This is a genomic window from Shimia haliotis (assembly GCF_900114415.1).
GTDB lineage: Bacteria > Pseudomonadota > Alphaproteobacteria > Rhodobacterales > Rhodobacteraceae > Shimia > Shimia haliotis.
This window is the reverse complement of sequence record NZ_FOSZ01000003.1, coordinates 57,667-73,929: the sequence shown is the minus strand read 5'-3', so window position 1 is coordinate 73,929 and position 16,263 is coordinate 57,667. Positions and strand designations below refer to the sequence as shown.

Here is a 16,263-nt window from a genome sequence, read left to right as displayed (position 1 = left end):
CGGCAAGTCGTCTTTTCACGCATCTGACTTAACAATCGGTTAGTTTCTGTATGGTTAGACAGGCGGGAACGAAGAATTTGGATTCCCGATATGAGCACCACAGAGTCGGACATGGAAAAGACGGCAAAGAAGTCCGTCAAACTGCCGCTAATCATCGGAATGGTGCTTGCGCTTTTAGGCGGCGCAGGCGGATTTTTTGCGGTTTATTCCGGCTATCTGCTCGGCGGAACTCAATCCGCAGCTTCAACAGAAAGCGACACAGATTCTTACGATGCACTGCCGGATGTGGGCTATGTGGGGCTTGACCCCTTTATCGTTTCACTGACTTCGGACGGTCCGGCCAACTTGCTCCGGTTTGCCGCCCAGCTTGAGGTTCCCAGTCAACACGTCGAAGAAGTTGAGCGGGTAAAACCACGCATTATCGACGTGTTGAACGGATATCTTCGGGCACTGAGCGCGGAGGACATCGAGTCTCCAGACGCGCTTGTTCAATTGCGGGCGCAAATGTTGCGCCGGGTCCAGATTGTGACCGGATCAGAACGGGTACGTGACCTTTTGGTTATGGAATTCGTGCTGAGTTAAACGGGAGAAACCCAAATGACGATCATTGCAGATATCCTCCTTGTCGCCGGAGCGCTAGGCGCGAGCGTCTATTGCTATGTGCTAGCGCGCCGATTGGCGAAGTTTAACGATCTTGAGGCCGGTGTTGGCGGTGCTGTTGCGGTCCTGTCCACACAGGTGGACGATCTTACGCGGACCTTGAAGTCTGCGCAGGCCACGGCAGGCAATTCCACCAAACAACTTCGTGATCTAACCAAACGGGCAGAAGATGCGTCCAAACGGATGGAACTGTTGTTGGCATCGATGCACGACCTGCCGGATCCCGAGGAATTACAAGCTTTTCAAAAAGCACAATCGACAGCACGCTTCATGCGCCACTCCAACGATGAAATCGGCAAGCCCGCTGAGGACTTCGAAGAGGGCATCGCTTTTGCCCGCGAGACAAATGACCCTGAGAAAGAGCCGGTAGCGGAGGAATCTGAGGATCACCCCAAGGCCAAACGCCGCAAAGACCGCAAAATGCGCAACAAGAAAAACCTCCGCGGTGGCGTGGGCTCAAAAATGACATTCAGACGCGCAGGTTAATGCGTGCGGATCAAAAGGAGGCAGCACGATGTCGAAGAAAAAAGCTGTCAAAAATAAGCAGGTAAAACCTAGCAAGGTCGCGCGCGCCAAAGCGAAGAAACCGGCCAAACCGCCTCGGGGCAGTCTGTTCGTGATCTCAAGCTTTCTGGTGCTGTCCGCAGTTTTACGCATCGGCGTCGGCGCCACCGAAGCCATCGCCCGTGAAGACGGTCCAATGCCATCTCCTGTGGCAGCAATGTCGACCCCTCAAAGCTGTGAGCCACCCGAAGATCTGCGAGCACTGATGGCCACGTTCAAAGAACGGGAACAACGTATCACGCGTCAAGAAGAAGAGATTCGCAACCGAATGCAGGCCCTGTCGGTGGCCGATGATGAAGTCTCCAGAAAGCTCATGCAGTTGGAGCGCGCCGAGGATAATCTGCGCAACGTGATCGCCATGGCCGAAAGCGCAGCGGACGATGACGTGTCACGACTGACGCGAGTTTATGAAACCATGAAGCCCAAGAATGTCGCGGCTCTCTTTGAAGAAATGGATCCTGAGTTTGCGGCGGGCTTTATTGCACGAATGAATCCGGAGAGCGCAGCAGGCGTAATGGCAGGGCTAAGCCCTCGTGCGGCCTACACCATCAGTGTTGTTCTCGCCGGAAGAAACGCAAATGTCCCAACCGACTGAGCAATTCTTAACCACTCTGTGGTTTGAGGAACAAAAGAAACCGACAGGAGATTGCTCAGGTGCTGGGAATCGTAGGCATTATCACAGTGTTCGGCATGATCGTCGGAGGGTTTCTCCTTTCGGGTGGGGACCTGAAAATCGTGATCAAGGCCCTGCCTTTTGAAATGATGATCATCGGCGGTGCCGGTGTCGGAGCATTTCTCGTGTCCAATGAAATGGCGGCGGTCAAACAAACCCTCAAAGACCTGGGACGGATTTTCAAAGGGCCCAAATGGAAAGAAGCGGACTACCGCGACCTGATGTGTTTGATGTTTGAACTGATCAAACTGGCGCGAAAAAATCCCGTGGCGATCGAGGAACATATCGAATCGCCGGAGCATTCCCGTATCTTTCTACGCTACCCCCAAATCCTCGCTGACAAGGAAGCGGTTGCGCTGATTGCCGACACCATGCGTTCGGCGTCGATGAACTATGACGACCCTCATCAAGTCGAAGAAGTTCTAGAAAAGCGCATTGATGCCCACATCGCGGAGATGTCGCATTCGTCCCACGCACTTCAGACAATGGCGGATGGCTTGCCTGCTTTGGGTATTGTGGCTGCAGTTCTTGGGGTCATCAAGACCATGGGATCCATTGATCAACCACCTGAGATCCTTGGCAAAATGATCGGCTCTGCCCTCGTCGGCACATTTTTGGGTGTGCTTTTGGCATATGGCGTCGTCGGGCCGTTTGCGGCAAAAATCAAAGCCACCGTCGAAGAAGACGCTCACTTTTATCGCCTTATTCGCGAAGTGCTCGTCGCGAACCTGCATCAACACTCCCCTAATATTTGCATTGAAGTGGGACGTCAGAACACGCCAGCCCATAACCGCCCGAATTTCAGCGAACTTGAAGAAGCGATCAAGGCGCTGAAGAAGGAGGCCGCATGACCCGTCACCTTTTGGCTGTTTCTCTCATTGCATTGTCGAGCGCCGTCTCGGCTGAAACCGTGTCTTTCCAATCTGGAGAGCACGAAGGGTTCACCCGATTGGTGGCCACGTTGCCTTCTGCGGAGACCGAGTGGCAGATCAGTGGACAAGGGCGGACCTATACGATCACCGTCGAAGGCGAAGACCTGATTTTTGATACTGACGATATCTTCAAACGCATACCGCGCACACGATTGCAAAAGGTTACGACGGATCCGGCCTCCGGCAGTGTGCGCCTTGATCTGGCCTGCGACTGTGTTGTGGAGAGCGCGCGTTTCCAGAACCGGCACGTCATTTTTGATATTCGAAAGGGAGAGACGGAGCCGCAACCGTTGCCCTTCTCTTTCGCCCTAAACCTTCCGCAAGAAACACAAAAACAATCGGCGGATATACGATACCCGACCTGGGCCTCCCCGACTCCTGTTGGCGATTTTTCAAAACCCAAACCGACGCTTCAGCCTGCAATTAACCAAACGGCTCTTGGTCCCGTTGCGGACCCGGGCCTGAGGCTTGACATCTATGCGCGCGACAATGAACAGGTCAGCCGGATCGCTCGGCAGGTGATTGACCAGATAGACCGCGCACAGGATCAAAATCTGTTGACGGGTATCGGTGATGAAGCCCTAGAGGCGGTGCCGGCCAAGTCAGGCAAACACACCCGATGGCAAACCGCCCAGACAGGCACTGTGCAAGATGGACCGATAGGCGAGGACACTCACGTTACGACCTATAATGCCTTGGACATGGCCGCACAGGAAATTGCCGCTGTCCTTGCCGGCAGAAACGGAACATCCAATTGTATAGCGGACGACCGGCTCGACATCGAGGCGTGGGGTGGCTCTGAGGAGTTTTCGACAGAGTTGGGTCGGTTGCGCTCCGAACTTGTCGGGGAATTCGATTTGACGTCGTCCGAAGCGATGGCTGATCTCGCGAAGTTCTATATCGCTCAGACGTTTGGCACTGAAGCGTTGCAGATTCTACGTAATATCCCCGCCGAAGAACGTGATCCGGCTTTGGTTTCAATGGCACAGCTGGTGGAGGCTGGAACGATTACCGGTGTGAACGCTTTTGCTGGCCAAGGGCACTGCGCCTCAAACGCAGCGTTCTGGGCGGCCCTTTCAGGTCAGCCATTGACCGGCAAGGCCGCGATGGACGGCGCGCTGACAACTTTGACCGGGCTGCCTTTGCCACTTCGCGAACACCTCGCACCCTTTTTGAGCAATCAGCTTGTAGAGAATGGCCATGTGGAAGAAGCCGCAATGGTTCTCAATTCAGTTCAGCGCACCAGCCCGGAGCAAAGCCCCGAATTCGCACTGGCTCAGGCGGCAGTTCATGCGGAGCTGGGCGAAGAAGAAAAGGCCGTTGAAAAGCTTGAGAAAGTGGCGTCCGAAAATTCGTCAATGGCCCCTGCTGCATTGGTGGAATTGATTGCAGTACACACAGCGCAAAATCGTGTGTTGCCAGACGAAACCGTGGCATTGGTGAGCGCTTTGGCGGTAGAACACAAAGCCGGGATGATGGGCCCTCAGCTTCGTATCGCCCATGCTCGGGCGCGCATGTTGTCGCAGGATTTCGAGTCAGCTTTTGAGGTTGTCGACGAAATTGCCGCCTTAGATGGCGCAGATGCCGCTCTGGCACCCCGCAGTGAAGTATCGCGTGCTGTGCTGAACAATGCCGAAGATTTCGACGTCATTCACTTCACCGTTTCGGAACGTCTATCTGATCCCGAAACGTTGGAACACGGCACGGCACTGTCGTTGGCGCAGCGGATGCTGGACCTCGGTTTTCTGGACCAGACCAAGCGCATTGTTCAGGCAATGCGCCCCGAACTGTCCAGTGATGATCTACATCTCTTGAAGGCCCGAGTCGCTCTTGCAGAGAACCTGCCGAGGCGCGCGGAAGCGGAGCTTTTGAGCGTGGATGGAGCGCAAGCGGACGCCCTACGTGCCCAAGCGCGATCCAAAGCCGGCGATCATACAGCCGCCGCTGAAATACTGCGCGCAATGGGAGACACCGAAAAAGCCGCGTTCGAGGCTTGGCTGGCAGGTGACGCCAGCGAGTTGAGTGCGTTGCAGTTTGAGGTTTATGAACGCATAGAAACGATGATGGCGTCGGCTGAAGCGGATGAACAACCGTCTGCGCAATTTGGTGAATTGCACAAAAACCGCGACTTGCTGAATGGCAGCATCAATGCGCGCGCAGTGCTCACCGAATTGCTGGAACTGCACCGGATTTCCGGGCCATCCACCTAAGCCCCGGAACTTTCATCCCCCTAAAAATCCTTACCGAATGTAAAGGTTCGGGCACTAGGAAAGAGCTGAACTGGCAGAAAGCTCATGGGATGAAAAGACAGAAGTTTTTCAACGTCTTGGCGTGCAAATCACGTGGGGCGCGCGGTCGATTCGCATTGCGGACACTTGCAGGAACGCTAGGACTTGTTGGCAGTTTGCTGTTTCCGTTGGCTTCGCAAGCGGCGGACGAGACCTGCGACCGTGTCGCGCGCATCGCAGCCAGCGAAAGTGGCGTCCCTGTTGACGTGTTGATGGCGATCACCCGCACCGAAACCGGCCGCCGAAAAAACGGCGCCCTTTCGCCCTGGCCGTGGACGGTCAACATGGAAGGCATCGGCAAATGGTTTGACACCCGTAAAGAAGCCGAGGATTTCGCTCTTTCCGGACTGAAGGAGGGAAAACGCAGCTTTGACGTTGGGTGTTTCCAGCTCAATTACCGATGGCATGGACAGCATTTCCGCGACGTAGAGCACATGTTTGAACCGTTGGAAAACGCGCGCTATGCGGCCGATTTTCTATCCCGCCTTTATAGCGAAAGTCTTTCTTGGGAGGCCGCGGCGGCGGCCTATCATTCGCGCACCCCAAAATACGCCGAAAAATACAAGGTTCGCTTCAAACAGATCTTAGCAAATCTTCAGGACCGTCCGAAAATCGGCCCGATCGCACGGGTAAACTCTGAAGCCGCGGAAGTGGTACGTGAAAATGCCTTTCCCTTGTTGCGAAAAGGCGCGCAGGTGGCCGGCATGGGCTCTTTGGTGCCTCTCGGAAATAGCGGCGGTCGCCCGCTTTTTGGAGGGAGCTGACTCGTGAACGGTATTTCCGCCAAAACGCTCTTCAGCCCGACCATTTTGCTGGCTCTGGCCTTGATGGCGATCATCGTGATGATGATCCTGCCAATGCCCGCTTTTGTGCTCGATATTGGTTTGGCGGCCTCCTTTGCCCTCGCCATCCTGATTTTCACCGTGACCCTGTTCATCGAACGGCCTTTGGATTTTTCGTCCTTTCCCACGATCCTGTTGGCGTCGCTCATGCTGCGATTGTCGCTAAACGTAAGCTCTACTAAGCTGATCATTGGTCAGGGTCATACCGGCACAAACGCGGCCGGAGATGTCATTGAAGGCTTTGCAAACTTCGTCATGGGCGGGAGTGTTTTCCTCGGCCTCGTCGTTTTTGGCGTGCTGCTCATTGTGAACTTCATGGTGATCAACAAGGGCGCTACGCGCATGGCCGAGGTCGGCGCGCGCTTCGCCCTAGACGGGATGCCCGGCAAACAGTTGGCCATTGACAGCGACATGGCAGCCGGTGCGATTGATCACGCCGAAGCCAAAGCACGCCGGGAAACGGAACAGCAGGAAACGACGTTCTTCGGGTCTCTCGACGGTGCCTCTAAGTTCGTGAAAGGTGATGCCATTGCCGGCCTTTTGATCACCTTGATGAACCTTGTGATGGGGCTTGTCATGGGAGTCGCAGTTCATGGCATGCCGATGGGGCAAGCTTTTGAAACCTATGCGATTCTGACCGTAGGTGACGGTCTGGTAACTCAAATTCCGGCTGTGATCATCTCGATCTCCTCTGCGCTTCTGTTGGCGCGCGGCGGCAACAAAGGCTCTGCTGACATGGCGTTGGTCGGGCAACTGGGCGCGCATCCAGCGGCGATCGCGACTGTAGCCGTTCTCATGGCATTGTTTGCCCTAGTTCCAGGCTTGCCCTTTGTTCCCTTTATCGTAGGCAGCGCGGCATTGGCTGCCGTGGCCTATTTCAGACACAAAGCAATTGAGACCGAAAAAGACAGCGGGCAGGAAGAGATTGCGCCGATCGTTGCCAAGGAAAAATCCATGGGGGATGTTCTGGATCTGGATGACATCCATGTGGAATTCTCCACCGATCTCATCAACATGGTGCTGGACCCCGGCACTGGGCTGGATGCACGTATTTTGAACATGCGGACGCACGTGGCCTCGACCTTTGGTCTGATATTGCCGGAAATCCGGCTGACGGACGAGCCTTCGCTGCCGTCGGGCTACTATGTGATCCGCATTCAGGGCGTCGAGCAAGTGCGTGCCAAATTGCAGCCTCAGCGCGTGCTGGCACTGGCAGGCCCAAATCCCACGGCGTTGCCGCTGGGTGAAGACGTCGCAGAACCGGTCTATGGCGCGCCAGCGCGCTGGATTGAAAGCGATGCTCAGGAAAAAGTAGCGCTTTCCGGCATCACCATCGTAACCCCGGGCGAGGTGATGGCCACCCATTTGCTTGAAGTCATCAAACGCAATTTTGGCCGGCTTCTGACGTTCAAGGCGTTGCGTCGGATACTGGACGAAATGACCAATCTGACTGACCAGACCCGCGCTGCCGCCAACCGTAAACTTCTGGACGAATATATACCGGACAAGGTGCCCTTGGATCTGCTGCACAGGGTCTTGCGCCTTTTGCTGGATGAACAAGTTTCGGTGCGCAATATCCCTCTGATTTTGGAGGCCATCTCAGAAGCCCGCCACTCTACCGTGTCGCCGGACTCCATCGCAGAGCACGTGCGTCAGCGACTCGGGTTTCAGCTGGTGTCGGACCTCAAACGCGCGGACGGCACAATCCCTCTGGTACAGCTTGCACCGGAGTGGGAGGACACGTTTGCGACCTATCAGGTCGAAGGCGACGGTGGCGCGATGGACGTTGCGTTGCCGCCTGATGTGTTTAATTCGCTCGCACAATCTGTGGCGGACCGTCTGAACGATGCGGGCAACGATGGGATCTATGCGGCGCTTGTGACCTCTACACGCCGCCGCCGATTCCTGCGCACTGTCTTGAGCGCCAAGGGGATCAGCAACCCTGTGCTTTCGTTTGAAGAGATCGGATTGGACGCACGCCCCTCATTGGTCGGAGTTGTGACGTCGTGATGGAGGATGCCGCCTTCCTTCTGGCCACATGGCAAGCCGTGCTTTGGCACGGGTTCCTTGTGTTCATTCGGGTAGCGGCGGCCGCCTCGTTGGTTCCGGGTTTTGGAGAAACCTACGTCCCTGCGCGGGTTAAGCTTGGTGCGGCCATAGCGATCACCATGATCGTTGCCCCGGCGATTCCCGCATTTGACTCATCGGAGCCCAGTTTTGCTTCTGTGGCGCGTTACACGATGACTGAAGCCTGTGCGGGTCTGATCCTCGGGCTCAGCCTGCGCATGTTTATCTGGGCGCTTCAAACCGCAGGATCGATTGCAGCACAGTCCACTTCGCTGGCGCAGCTTTTGGGTGGCGCCGGTGAGCCTATGCCGGCTGTTGGGCACGTGTTGATGATGGGCGCGATCACATTGGCCTTTATTCTTGGCTTGCATGTGCACCTAGCGCGATTCCTCATCGGCTCTTACATGCTGATGCCTGCGGGCGTGTTTCCTGCGGCGTCGATTGTAAGCGATTGGGGCGTTTCGCACGTTGCGTCCGCATTCGGACTGGCCTTCAAGCTCGCCGCCCCCTTCATGATGGTTTCGGCGCTCTACAACTTGATGCTTGGTGTGATCAACCGCGCCATGCCGCAGCTGATGGTGGCCTTTGTCGGGGCCCCGTTGATCACCTTTGGCGGGCTCTCGATCCTCATGCTCACGGCCGGAACCATCATCGCCGTTTGGTGGCGTCTCATGTCGGGCTTCATGATTGATCCCTCGCGAGGCATGCTATGAGCGGGCAGGACGACGATTCCGACAAGATTTACGAGCCGACACCCAAAAAGCTCGAAGATGCCCGAAAGAAGGGTGACATTCCCAAGTCTCAGGACCTTTCCGTCGTTGCATCTTATGCTGGATTGTTGATCGTGATGTCCGCCGCCGGAGCCAGCACGATTGGCTCTGCCGGAGAAGGGCTTATGGTGCTTCTGGATCAGGCGGATTCCATCGCACCGCTTTTCTTTGACGGCAATCCAGCCGCGCCTTTTGGCGGCATAATGTGGCAACTCGGCACGTCAATCGCCCCGTGGTTTCTGCTGCCAATGGCTGCCGTGGTTTTGGTGCTTTTTGTACAACGGGCATTTTTGTTCACACCGTCGAAACTCAAACCCAAAGGCAGCCGACTGAACCCGCTTGAGACGGCGAAGAATAAATTCGGACGTACCGGACTTTTTGAGTTTGGCAAAAGCTTCGCCAAGCTGGTGATCTACTCCGTGTGTCTCGGTTTTTTTCTTAAGGCGCGCCTGCCGGAAATGACCCACGCCATTCAGCTTGATCCTCAAATGGTGCCCGCAATGCTGGGTCGGGTGTTGATGGAGTTTTTGATGATTGTCGCGATCATCGCCGGCGCGATCGCGGGGATCGACTACCTTTGGCAGTATGGCGAGTTCATGCGCAAGAACATGATGACCCGCAAAGAATTGACGGACGAGTCCAAGGATGCGGAAGGCGATCCCTATATGAAGCAGAAACGCCGCCAGAAGGGTCAGGAAATCGCCAGCAAACAAATGATTCAGGACGTGCCCAACGCCGATGTCATCATCGTGAACCCTACCCACTATGCCGTTGCGCTTAAATGGAGCCGCAAGTCGGGCGAAGCTCCGGTTTGTATCGCCAAGGGTGTTGATGAAATTGCTGCCCGAATCCGCGAGAAAGCGCAAGAAAGCGCAGTGCCCATCCACAGCGATCCGCCAACGGCCCGTGCACTGCATGCTGTGGTGGAGATCGGGCAGGAAATACCACCGGAAAACTATCGCGCCGTTGCAGCCGCCATCCGCTTTGCCGATGAAATGCGCCTTAAGGCGCGGGGGCGCGTTACATGAGTGATGACTTGAAAGATCTGCAATTGATCACCCAGTCGAAGTATCAGAAAGCCCAGGCCAGTATGCAGGTTGTGCAAATGGAGGAGGCCCGTTTGCGGGGCCTTTTGGCGGAACTCACCGAGAAGGAAAACGCAGGGCGCGACGCCTTGGCAGAAGACAGCGCTTTGCAACGGACCGGCGGCGATGTGAACTGGCTGCGCTGGGTGGCCCACAGCCGCCGTATTCTGAACCTGCAACTGGCCAATGTACTTGTGCGCAAAGAAGCCGCATTTCGACGCCTGCAAGCAGAGTTTGGCAAGGCCGACGTTATGGATCGGCTTGTAGAGGAAGAAGCGCACAACAAGCGTGCCGAACGTCAAGCCAAGCTGATAAACTCGATCCTCGATCTGAGCCTGGTCAGTGACCAATAAAGTGCGCTCTCAGGAGATGTCCTGACGCGTGATCTCTAGGATCAGGATGTCCGAGATATCGTCGCCGAATATCGACTGCGAGACCTCAAAAAAATTGCGGCGCAGCTTGTCCAGCCGCGAAGAGTTGGTGAATGGACCGTCAAAGCCGCCGATATTGGCATAGTCAAACATCACCTGTAGCAGCGCACCACGCAGCCTAGGCATGTTGTCCGAAACAGTTTGCAGCGCGGAAGGTTTGGTTTCCAATGCGAGCGTGATGAGGACCAGCGAGGTCATATCGCCGTCCTTAACCACGGGCACAACAAACTGATCCTCCAGTTCAAGGTAACTGAGATCTTCGGTGATTTCCCCTGCAATTAAAGGCATTTCGTTTTCACTCGTGTAAGAAGGCGCGCTCGGATTGACTTCTGTTTGAGAAACCGAATGCGTTTCGGGATTGGGGCGCAGAAAGAAACCCGCGCCGATTCCGACACCAATGCCGATGACAGCAATCAGGATGGGAAGCAGCTTCTTTAACATCGCACTCTCCGATCAGAAGGGCAGCACTGTTTCCAGCGCCTGTTGACCATAGCGGGGTTGCTGCATGTCGCTGATCTGCCCGCGTCCGCCATAGGACACGCGAGCCGAGGCGATTTTCTCAATCGGGATAGAGTTTTGGCGAGAAATATCCTCGGGGCGGACAAAACCGGAGACCAAAAGCTCGCGCAGTTCATAATTCACGCGAATTTCCTGCATCCCCTGAATTTTCAAAACCCCATTGGGCAGAATTTCCGTGATCGTCGCGGCGACTTGAAGCTCCAGTTTTTCCGAGCGGTTAACCGACCCGTCACCAGTGGCAGCGCTGGTCGACCCAAGCTCTACGGCGTTTGCCATCGAGGCCCCGTCCGGCAGATTTTCATCGATGCGTTGTGGAATGCCAAAAAGTTGCGGAACCGTCATGCTTTGCGAACCAGACCTGCTGCGTTCGGTCTTGTTGTCGATGGAGGCGTTTTCATCCAGTTCAATCACGACGGTCAAAATGTCACCCCGGCGCATAGCGCGGCGATCCCCCAGCAGAGACTTCCGGTTCCGGCTCCAGAGAGAGGCCTGATCGGTGTTGCGCGACACCTGTGTGGTTTCCGGCAATGGCGGGGTCATCATCGCGTATTGCTCAGGAGAGTCACTTACCGGCGTAAGCGAAGGTGGTTTGCCAAAATGATCGGAACTGGAGCATCCGGCCAAAAAGGCCATGCTTGTCAGAAAAACAGTTAGAAGTCGCACGGTTTTCTACCTTTCAGTTCATCACCCGGACCGTTCCGTCCGGCATCACGGTGCCCGTCACAGTGGTGCGCGACCCCATGTTCATAACTCGCAATTTCTCGCCAACCCCGGCACGGTCCAGCGCCCGTCCTTCGGTTTCGATCGTCAGACCGTTGCCGGCAAATGTCAGGGAAACGATCTGATTGCGGTCCACTAGTGCCGGCGCCCCGACATCGCCCAGCTTGATGGGGCGACCGGGATAGAGCGATTTGCGGGCTTCTTGTCCGACCACCAACGACGGGTCTTCAAAAACACCCATGATCTCACCCTTTTTCACTCCAATCGCGTTCTGTGTGATCACCGTGTCCGCACGGATGATCTGTGTCGCGACCACGATGTCGGCGCTGGCTTGTGAGGACAGGCAAAGCAAAATGAGTGGGAGAAAGCGGCGTGTCATATTACCTGACCTGTGTTGTTGCCGACAGCATCTGATCAACCGCGGAGATCACTTTGGCGTTCATTTCATAGCCGCGCTGCGCCTCGATCAGCTCGGTGATTTCGCGCACGGAATCGACGGAACTTCCTTCGAGATAGCCTTGGTTCAGAGTGCCAAGACCGTCTTCGCTAGGCTCGGATACAAAAGGCGCGCCGGATGCTTCGGTTTCGCGGAACAGGTTGCTGCCAACCGCCTCAAGGCCCTTTGCGTTCGAGAACCCGACCAGTGTAAATTGCCCCAACAATTCAGACGCAACCGCATCGTCAAAATGCGCATACACTTCGCCGTCAGCGTTGATCGCTATGCTTATGGCATCATCCGGAATGGTGATCTGTGGCGCAACGGGAAAACCATCGTTTGTCACAATCAGCCCATCTGCGCTGCGTTTGAAACCCCCATCGCGGGTATAGCCGGATTCCCCATTGGGCAGTTCAACCTCAAAGTAACCTTCCCCCTCAATTGCAATATCAAGATCACCACCGGTTTCTTTCAACGCCCCTTGTTGAAGGTGCACCGATACCGCAGCGGGTCGCACGCCAAGCCCGACCTGAACACCGGTGGGCAGGATCGACCCATCAGAGGCACTTACTGCACCTGCGCGAGAAACCTGCTGATAGTGCAGGTCGGCAAACTCGGCGCGGCGGGCGTTATAGCCGGTGGTCGACATGTTCGCGAGGTTGTTGGAAATTGTATTCACGCGCAGTTGCTGGGCGCTCATCCCGGTAGCGGCAATTTTTAGAGCTTGCATGATACGTTCCTTTATTGGCCTTTGAAGGATTTCAGTGCTTCACGAATGCGATTGTCTTCGGTTTCAGAAAAGCTCTGACCCATCTCATAGGCCCGCTGCACCTGAATCATTCGGGTGATCTGTTCGATCGGGTTGACGTTGGAGTTTTCAAGAAACCCCTGCAAAACCCGCGGGTTTTCAACTGGTTCTGATCCATCTGGAGACTCAAACAACACGCCGCTCTGACGGTTCAGCGTCGTACGGTCAACGGGCTCAAAAACGCCGATCTGGCCAACCAATTGTCCATCCGCGCTAATTGTGCCGTCGCTTCCCACGTCGATTGAGGTGGCATCCGGAGGAATGAAGATCGGCGCACCGCCAGCGTCCAGGACTAGGTGACCGTCAAAGTTAACCAGATCACCCTGTGCGTTGGGTGTGAAATTACCGGCACGGGTCAGTCGTTCACCGTCAGGTGTTTCGACCATAAAAAACCCGTCACCTTCTACGGCGAAGTCAAACGTTCCCGCGGTTTGGGTCATCGCCCCCTGCACCATCGACGTACTTTGGACATTGGCCTTGGCCATCGAAAGGCTTTCCATCCCGGGTTCCGCATGAACGAATTCGGTAAAGGTGACACCCTCGGCGCGATAGCCGGTGGTCGCCGCATTTGCGATGTTGTTGGCGATCACGGTCATTTCACGACTGAGTCCGGATTGACGGGTCAAACCGGTATAAAGTGCGTTGTCCATCTCTATCCTCCGATGATCAGTGGAATGATCTGATTTTGAAAGAAAGCCACCAGCGTCTGAGCCATGAAACCCATGGTGATCCAGAACACGATCACGATGCACAGCAGCTTTGGCACAAAGGTCAGCGTCATCTCCTGAATTGAGGTCAGCGCCTGAAAAAGGCCAACCGTAACACCGGACACAAGCGCGACACCTAGGATCGGGGTGGCGATGATCACTGCTACCCAAAGACCCTGTCGCAGGGTGTCAAAGAAGATGGCTTCACTGAGCATCAGACCGGCATATTCAGGATAGATTTATAGGCTTCGACCACTTTGTCGCGCACCGTCACGGCGGTTTCGACGGCCAGTTCGGTTTGCGCCAGCGCCTGAACAAGCGTGTGCGCATCCGCATCTCCCGTCATCGACGCCATGGCAACTGATTCACTTTCCCGCAGGGTAGAGGCAAACTCTTGGGCAAATCCGGCAAAGGCCGTTTGCGTCGGGGTGCTCCCACCCTCAGCTGGCCCTGTGGCGGGTTTGGAGGCCGTATACTTCTGTGCGGCCAGGACTGTACTGACGTCCATCCCACTTACTCCTTATTACTTCTGCAACAAATTCATCAGCCCGGACTGCATCGCACGGGTCTGTTCGAACATTTTGAGGTTGGCTTCGTAGCTGCGTTGCGCTTCCCGCGCGTCAGCAATTTCGATGATCAAATCGACGTTGGAGCCGACATAGTGTCCGCTGTCATCCGCAAGCGGGTGGCCGGGATCAAAAATTTGCACGCGCTCTTTCTGGTCAAGACGCACGGGACCAACTTCGACTTTGGGGGTGTCGCCGGACAGAGTGGCCTCAAAACTCACGGTTTTGCGCCGATACCCCGGCGTGTCGGCATTGGCGATGTTTTCGGACGTATGCCGCAAACGTGTGGCCTGCGCGCGCAAACCACTTGTGGTCACGTCCAAGGCTGAGGAGAAATCACCCATTTCTTGGGTCCCTTCCAATCGATTGCTCAGCGACCAAGCGTGGTGCGAATGACGCCAAGCGAATGTTTGTAAATGGCCAGCGCGCGGTCGTGCTGGCGTTTGACTTCAACCGACTTCAGCATCTCTTCCTCCAAGGAAACGCTGTTGCCGTTGGGCGACACCTCAAATGCAGCCTCATGGGCGGCGGCATCGCGCGCTTGCAGAGCCCCGCCCACATGGCCCTCACGGGTTGTCCGCATGGCCGTATTGCCCTCGTCGGCGCGGTAAATCTCCTTGAAGGGAGTGATATCGCGCGCGCGATAGTCCGGCGTGTCCGCGTTGGCCATGTTCTCGGCAACAACAGCCTGACGCGTCGCTGCATGCGTCGCCATGGCGTGTGAAACCTTGAAAATTTCCAGTGTTTTGAACAACGGGGCTTCTCCCTCGGATTACATAAACTGAGGCTTAACTCTGATTCCTTTAGAAAGTGTTTGCGGCAACCGAGTTGGAGAAACCAATGGGCGAGCAAAGCCTAAAATGCCTGACATCGGAACTTGAAAGAGTTCGTAAGTTCAAAGACATAGGACGTGTTTGCGCGGTCGAGGGTAACCTGTTGCGGGTCAAGGGATTGGGGACAATCTCGCGAATCGGCGATGTTCAGGAAGTGCAGCTTCACGATGGTCACAGCATCACCGGAGAAGTGATCCAATTGCATGGCGGCGAGGTCACGATGATGCCGGACGTTGCTCCGGATGGCGTCGCAATCGGCGATCGCGTGATCTTGCGCGATCAAGTCGGGATCGCCCCTTCCGACAGCTGGGTCGGGCGGATTATTGATCCTTATGGTCGTCCGCTGGACGGCATGCCTTTGTTGCGCGGCCCAGAAATGCGGGCCTTAAAAAACCCTCCGCCGCCACCGGCGGAGCGGCGCGGATTGGGCATGCGACTGGAAACCGGAATGGCGATTTTCAACACGCTACTGCCTTTGGTTAAGGGGCAGCGTATTGGCCTGTTTGCCGGCTCAGGCGTGGGGAAATCAACGCTGATGGGTCAATTCGCCAAACATATGGAAGCCGACATTGCCGTGATCGCCCTTGTTGGAGAACGGGGACGCGAACTGCGTGAGTTTGTCGAACAGGTGCTGGGGCCGGACGGGTTGGCCAGATCTGTTGTAGTCGCGGCCACCTCGGATCAATCGCCCTTGGTTCGCCGACGCTGCGCCATGGCCGCAATGAGCGTTGCGGAACACTTTCGCGATCAGGGAAAACATGTGGTTTACATGGCGGATTCGATCACCCGCTTTGCCGAAGCCCACCGCGAAGTTGCTGTGGCCAGCGGAGAAATGCCCGCCCTTCGTGGCTTCCCTCCCTCGACTGCCCACATGATCATGTCGCTTTGTGAACGCGCCGGTCCTGGCCGTGGAGGCCAAGGTGACATCACAGGTATTTTTAGCGTCCTGGTCGCAGGGTCGGACATGGAAGAACCCATCGCAGACATTCTGCGCGGGGTATTGGACGGGCACGTTGTACTGGATCGCAAGATTGCAGAACGGGGCCGATTCCCCGCGGTTGATCTGCTTCGATCTGTTTCGCGGAGTTTACCGGCAGCGGCTACCGCTCAGGAAAATGCGTCGATCACCGAAGTGCGCCGCTTGCTTGGGGCCTACGAACAATCTGCGACGATGATCAGGGCCGGACTATATACCAGCGGCAGCGATCCGGTTCTGGATGTGGCAATCAAAGCTTGGCCGGAGATTGACTCGTTCATGAGCGGCATGAACAGCCCATCCATCCAAGACGCGTTCAACCGGCTTGTTCTGCTGCTGCGTCGTTCTGGTGCCAAATAAGCGCGCCAAACAGCGCAGCTCTCGGT

At 55.9% G+C, this 16,263-nt stretch carries 20 protein-coding genes; 11 read left to right on the top strand and 9 right to left on the bottom strand.

All coding sequences use genetic code 11. The features are described from left to right. The first annotated feature begins 90 nt into the window (after positions 1-90). From BM069_RS08620 to BM069_RS08575, 10 genes are all read left to right on the top strand, one after another. A complete protein-coding gene (locus tag BM069_RS08620) occupies positions 91-582 on the top strand; it encodes a flagellar basal body-associated FliL family protein (RefSeq protein WP_093322994.1) in 492 nt (163 codons plus the stop codon). 15 nt (positions 583-597) lie between these two features. Next, a complete protein-coding gene (locus BM069_RS20200) occupies positions 598-1,146 on the top strand; it encodes a hypothetical protein (protein WP_425288673.1) in 549 nt (182 codons plus the stop codon). A gap of 28 nt (positions 1,147-1,174) precedes the next feature. Further along, positions 1,175-1,819, top strand: coding sequence for a MotE family protein (locus BM069_RS08610; RefSeq protein ID WP_170846713.1), 645 nt, complete (start codon positions 1,175-1,177; stop codon positions 1,817-1,819). A gap of 59 nt (positions 1,820-1,878) precedes the next feature. After that, positions 1,879-2,748 carry a flagellar motor stator protein MotA gene (gene motA / locus BM069_RS08605; protein ID WP_093322992.1) on the top strand — a complete coding sequence of 290 codons (870 nt, stop codon included), beginning with the start codon at positions 1,879-1,881 and terminating at the stop codon, positions 2,746-2,748. Beyond that, positions 2,745-5,039 (top strand): hypothetical protein, encoded by a 2,295-nt coding sequence (locus BM069_RS08600; RefSeq protein ID WP_093322990.1) that lies wholly within the window; start codon positions 2,745-2,747, stop codon positions 5,037-5,039. Before motA ends, BM069_RS08600 begins: the two co-directional genes overlap by 4 nt. 194 nt (positions 5,040-5,233) lie before the next feature. Beyond that, a complete protein-coding gene (locus BM069_RS08595) occupies positions 5,234-5,881 on the top strand; it encodes a transglycosylase SLT domain-containing protein (RefSeq protein ID WP_244503576.1) in 648 nt (215 codons plus the stop codon). Positions 5,882-5,944: 63 nt separating this feature from the next. Then, positions 5,945-7,969 (top strand): flagellar biosynthesis protein FlhA, encoded by a 2,025-nt coding sequence (gene flhA, locus BM069_RS08590; RefSeq protein ID WP_425288676.1) that lies wholly within the window; start codon positions 5,945-5,947, stop codon positions 7,967-7,969. Further along, the gene (locus BM069_RS08585) at positions 7,969-8,739 is read left to right on the top strand and encodes a flagellar biosynthetic protein FliR (RefSeq protein ID WP_093322986.1); all 771 of its coding nucleotides are present in this window, start codon (positions 7,969-7,971) and stop codon (positions 8,737-8,739) included. The genes flhA and BM069_RS08585 overlap by 1 nt, the downstream gene beginning before the upstream one ends. Then, positions 8,736-9,824 carry an EscU/YscU/HrcU family type III secretion system export apparatus switch protein gene (locus BM069_RS08580; protein ID WP_093322985.1) on the top strand — a complete coding sequence of 363 codons (1,089 nt, stop codon included), beginning with the start codon at positions 8,736-8,738 and terminating at the stop codon, positions 9,822-9,824. Before BM069_RS08585 ends, BM069_RS08580 begins: the two co-directional genes overlap by 4 nt. After that, positions 9,821-10,234, top strand: a complete 414-nt coding sequence (locus BM069_RS08575; RefSeq protein WP_093322984.1) for a hypothetical protein — start codon at positions 9,821-9,823, stop codon at positions 10,232-10,234. Before BM069_RS08580 ends, BM069_RS08575 begins: the two co-directional genes overlap by 4 nt. 9 nt (positions 10,235-10,243) lie before the next feature. On the opposite strand, the gene BM069_RS08570 is transcribed toward BM069_RS08575, so the two are convergent. The 9 genes from BM069_RS08570 to BM069_RS08530 are packed head-to-tail and all read right to left on the bottom strand — an operon-like array spanning position 10,244 to position 14,822. Next, a complete protein-coding gene (locus tag BM069_RS08570; protein WP_093322983.1) occupies positions 10,244-10,753 on the bottom strand; it encodes a hypothetical protein in 510 nt (169 codons plus the stop codon). A gap of 12 nt (positions 10,754-10,765) precedes the next feature. Further along, entirely contained in the window at positions 10,766-11,464 is a 699-nt protein-coding gene (gene flgH, locus BM069_RS08565; protein ID WP_093322981.1) for a flagellar basal body L-ring protein FlgH, read from the bottom strand. Positions 11,465-11,507: 43 nt separating this feature from the next. After that, complete coding sequence (gene flgA, locus BM069_RS08560; RefSeq protein ID WP_093322979.1) at positions 11,508-11,930, bottom strand: flagellar basal body P-ring formation chaperone FlgA; 423 nt, start codon at positions 11,928-11,930, stop codon at positions 11,508-11,510. 1 nt (position 11,931) lies between these two features. Next, complete coding sequence (gene flgG / locus BM069_RS08555; RefSeq protein WP_093322978.1) at positions 11,932-12,717, bottom strand: flagellar basal-body rod protein FlgG; 786 nt, start codon at positions 12,715-12,717, stop codon at positions 11,932-11,934. Between the two features lie 11 nt (positions 12,718-12,728). After that, positions 12,729-13,445, bottom strand: a complete 717-nt coding sequence (locus BM069_RS08550) for a flagellar hook-basal body complex protein (protein ID WP_093322976.1) — start codon at positions 13,443-13,445, stop codon at positions 12,729-12,731. A gap of 2 nt (positions 13,446-13,447) precedes the next feature. Then, the gene (locus BM069_RS08545; RefSeq protein WP_093322974.1) at positions 13,448-13,717 is read right to left on the bottom strand and encodes a flagellar biosynthetic protein FliQ; all 270 of its coding nucleotides are present in this window, start codon (positions 13,715-13,717) and stop codon (positions 13,448-13,450) included. Next, on the bottom strand, positions 13,717-14,010 hold the full coding sequence (gene fliE / locus BM069_RS08540) for a flagellar hook-basal body complex protein FliE (RefSeq protein ID WP_093322973.1): 294 nt from the start codon (positions 14,008-14,010) through the stop codon (positions 13,717-13,719). Before fliE ends, BM069_RS08545 begins: the two co-directional genes overlap by 1 nt. A gap of 15 nt (positions 14,011-14,025) precedes the next feature. Beyond that, positions 14,026-14,412 carry a flagellar basal body rod protein FlgC gene (gene flgC, locus BM069_RS08535; RefSeq protein ID WP_093322971.1) on the bottom strand — a complete coding sequence of 129 codons (387 nt, stop codon included), beginning with the start codon at positions 14,410-14,412 and terminating at the stop codon, positions 14,026-14,028. A 26-nt stretch (positions 14,413-14,438) separates the two neighbouring features. Further along, complete coding sequence (locus BM069_RS08530) at positions 14,439-14,822, bottom strand: FlgB family protein (RefSeq protein WP_093322970.1); 384 nt, start codon at positions 14,820-14,822, stop codon at positions 14,439-14,441. 86 nt (positions 14,823-14,908) lie between these two features. Here BM069_RS08530 and BM069_RS08525 point away from each other — a divergent pair, with 86 nt between their 5' ends. Further along, positions 14,909-16,237, top strand: a complete 1,329-nt coding sequence (locus BM069_RS08525; RefSeq protein WP_093322968.1) for a FliI/YscN family ATPase — start codon at positions 14,909-14,911, stop codon at positions 16,235-16,237. Positions 16,238-16,263: the final 26 nt, after the last annotated feature.

Coding starts and splice junctions, on each gene's coding strand:
- BM069_RS08620 (WP_093322994.1), top strand. CDS start 91: ATGAGCACCACAGAGTCGGACATGGAAAAGACGGCAAAGAAGTCCGTC.
- BM069_RS20200 (WP_425288673.1), top strand. CDS start 598: ATGACGATCATTGCAGATATCCTCCTTGTCGCCGGAGCGCTAGGCGCG.
- BM069_RS08610 (WP_170846713.1), top strand. CDS start 1,175: ATGTCGAAGAAAAAAGCTGTCAAAAATAAGCAGGTAAAACCTAGCAAG.
- BM069_RS08600 (WP_093322990.1), top strand. CDS start 2,745: ATGACCCGTCACCTTTTGGCTGTTTCTCTCATTGCATTGTCGAGCGCC.
- flhA (WP_425288676.1), top strand. CDS start 5,945: ATGGCGATCATCGTGATGATGATCCTGCCAATGCCCGCTTTTGTGCTC.
- BM069_RS08585 (WP_093322986.1), top strand. CDS start 7,969: ATGGAGGATGCCGCCTTCCTTCTGGCCACATGGCAAGCCGTGCTTTGG.
- BM069_RS08580 (WP_093322985.1), top strand. CDS start 8,736: ATGAGCGGGCAGGACGACGATTCCGACAAGATTTACGAGCCGACACCC.
- BM069_RS08575 (WP_093322984.1), top strand. CDS start 9,821: ATGAGTGATGACTTGAAAGATCTGCAATTGATCACCCAGTCGAAGTAT.
- BM069_RS08570 (WP_093322983.1), bottom strand. CDS start 10,753: ATGTTAAAGAAGCTGCTTCCCATCCTGATTGCTGTCATCGGCATTGGT.
- flgH (WP_093322981.1), bottom strand. CDS start 11,464: ATGGCCTTTTTGGCCGGATGCTCCAGTTCCGATCATTTTGGCAAACCA.
- flgA (WP_093322979.1), bottom strand. CDS start 11,930: ATGACACGCCGCTTTCTCCCACTCATTTTGCTTTGCCTGTCCTCACAA.
- flgG (WP_093322978.1), bottom strand. CDS start 12,717: ATGCAAGCTCTAAAAATTGCCGCTACCGGGATGAGCGCCCAGCAACTG.
- BM069_RS08550 (WP_093322976.1), bottom strand. CDS start 13,445: ATGGACAACGCACTTTATACCGGTTTGACCCGTCAATCCGGACTCAGT.
- BM069_RS08545 (WP_093322974.1), bottom strand. CDS start 13,717: ATGCTCAGTGAAGCCATCTTCTTTGACACCCTGCGACAGGGTCTTTGG.
- fliE (WP_093322973.1), bottom strand. CDS start 14,010: ATGGACGTCAGTACAGTCCTGGCCGCACAGAAGTATACGGCCTCCAAA.
- flgC (WP_093322971.1), bottom strand. CDS start 14,412: ATGGGTGATTTCTCCTCAGCCTTGGACGTGACCACAAGTGGTTTGCGC.
- BM069_RS08525 (WP_093322968.1), top strand. CDS start 14,909: ATGGGCGAGCAAAGCCTAAAATGCCTGACATCGGAACTTGAAAGAGTT.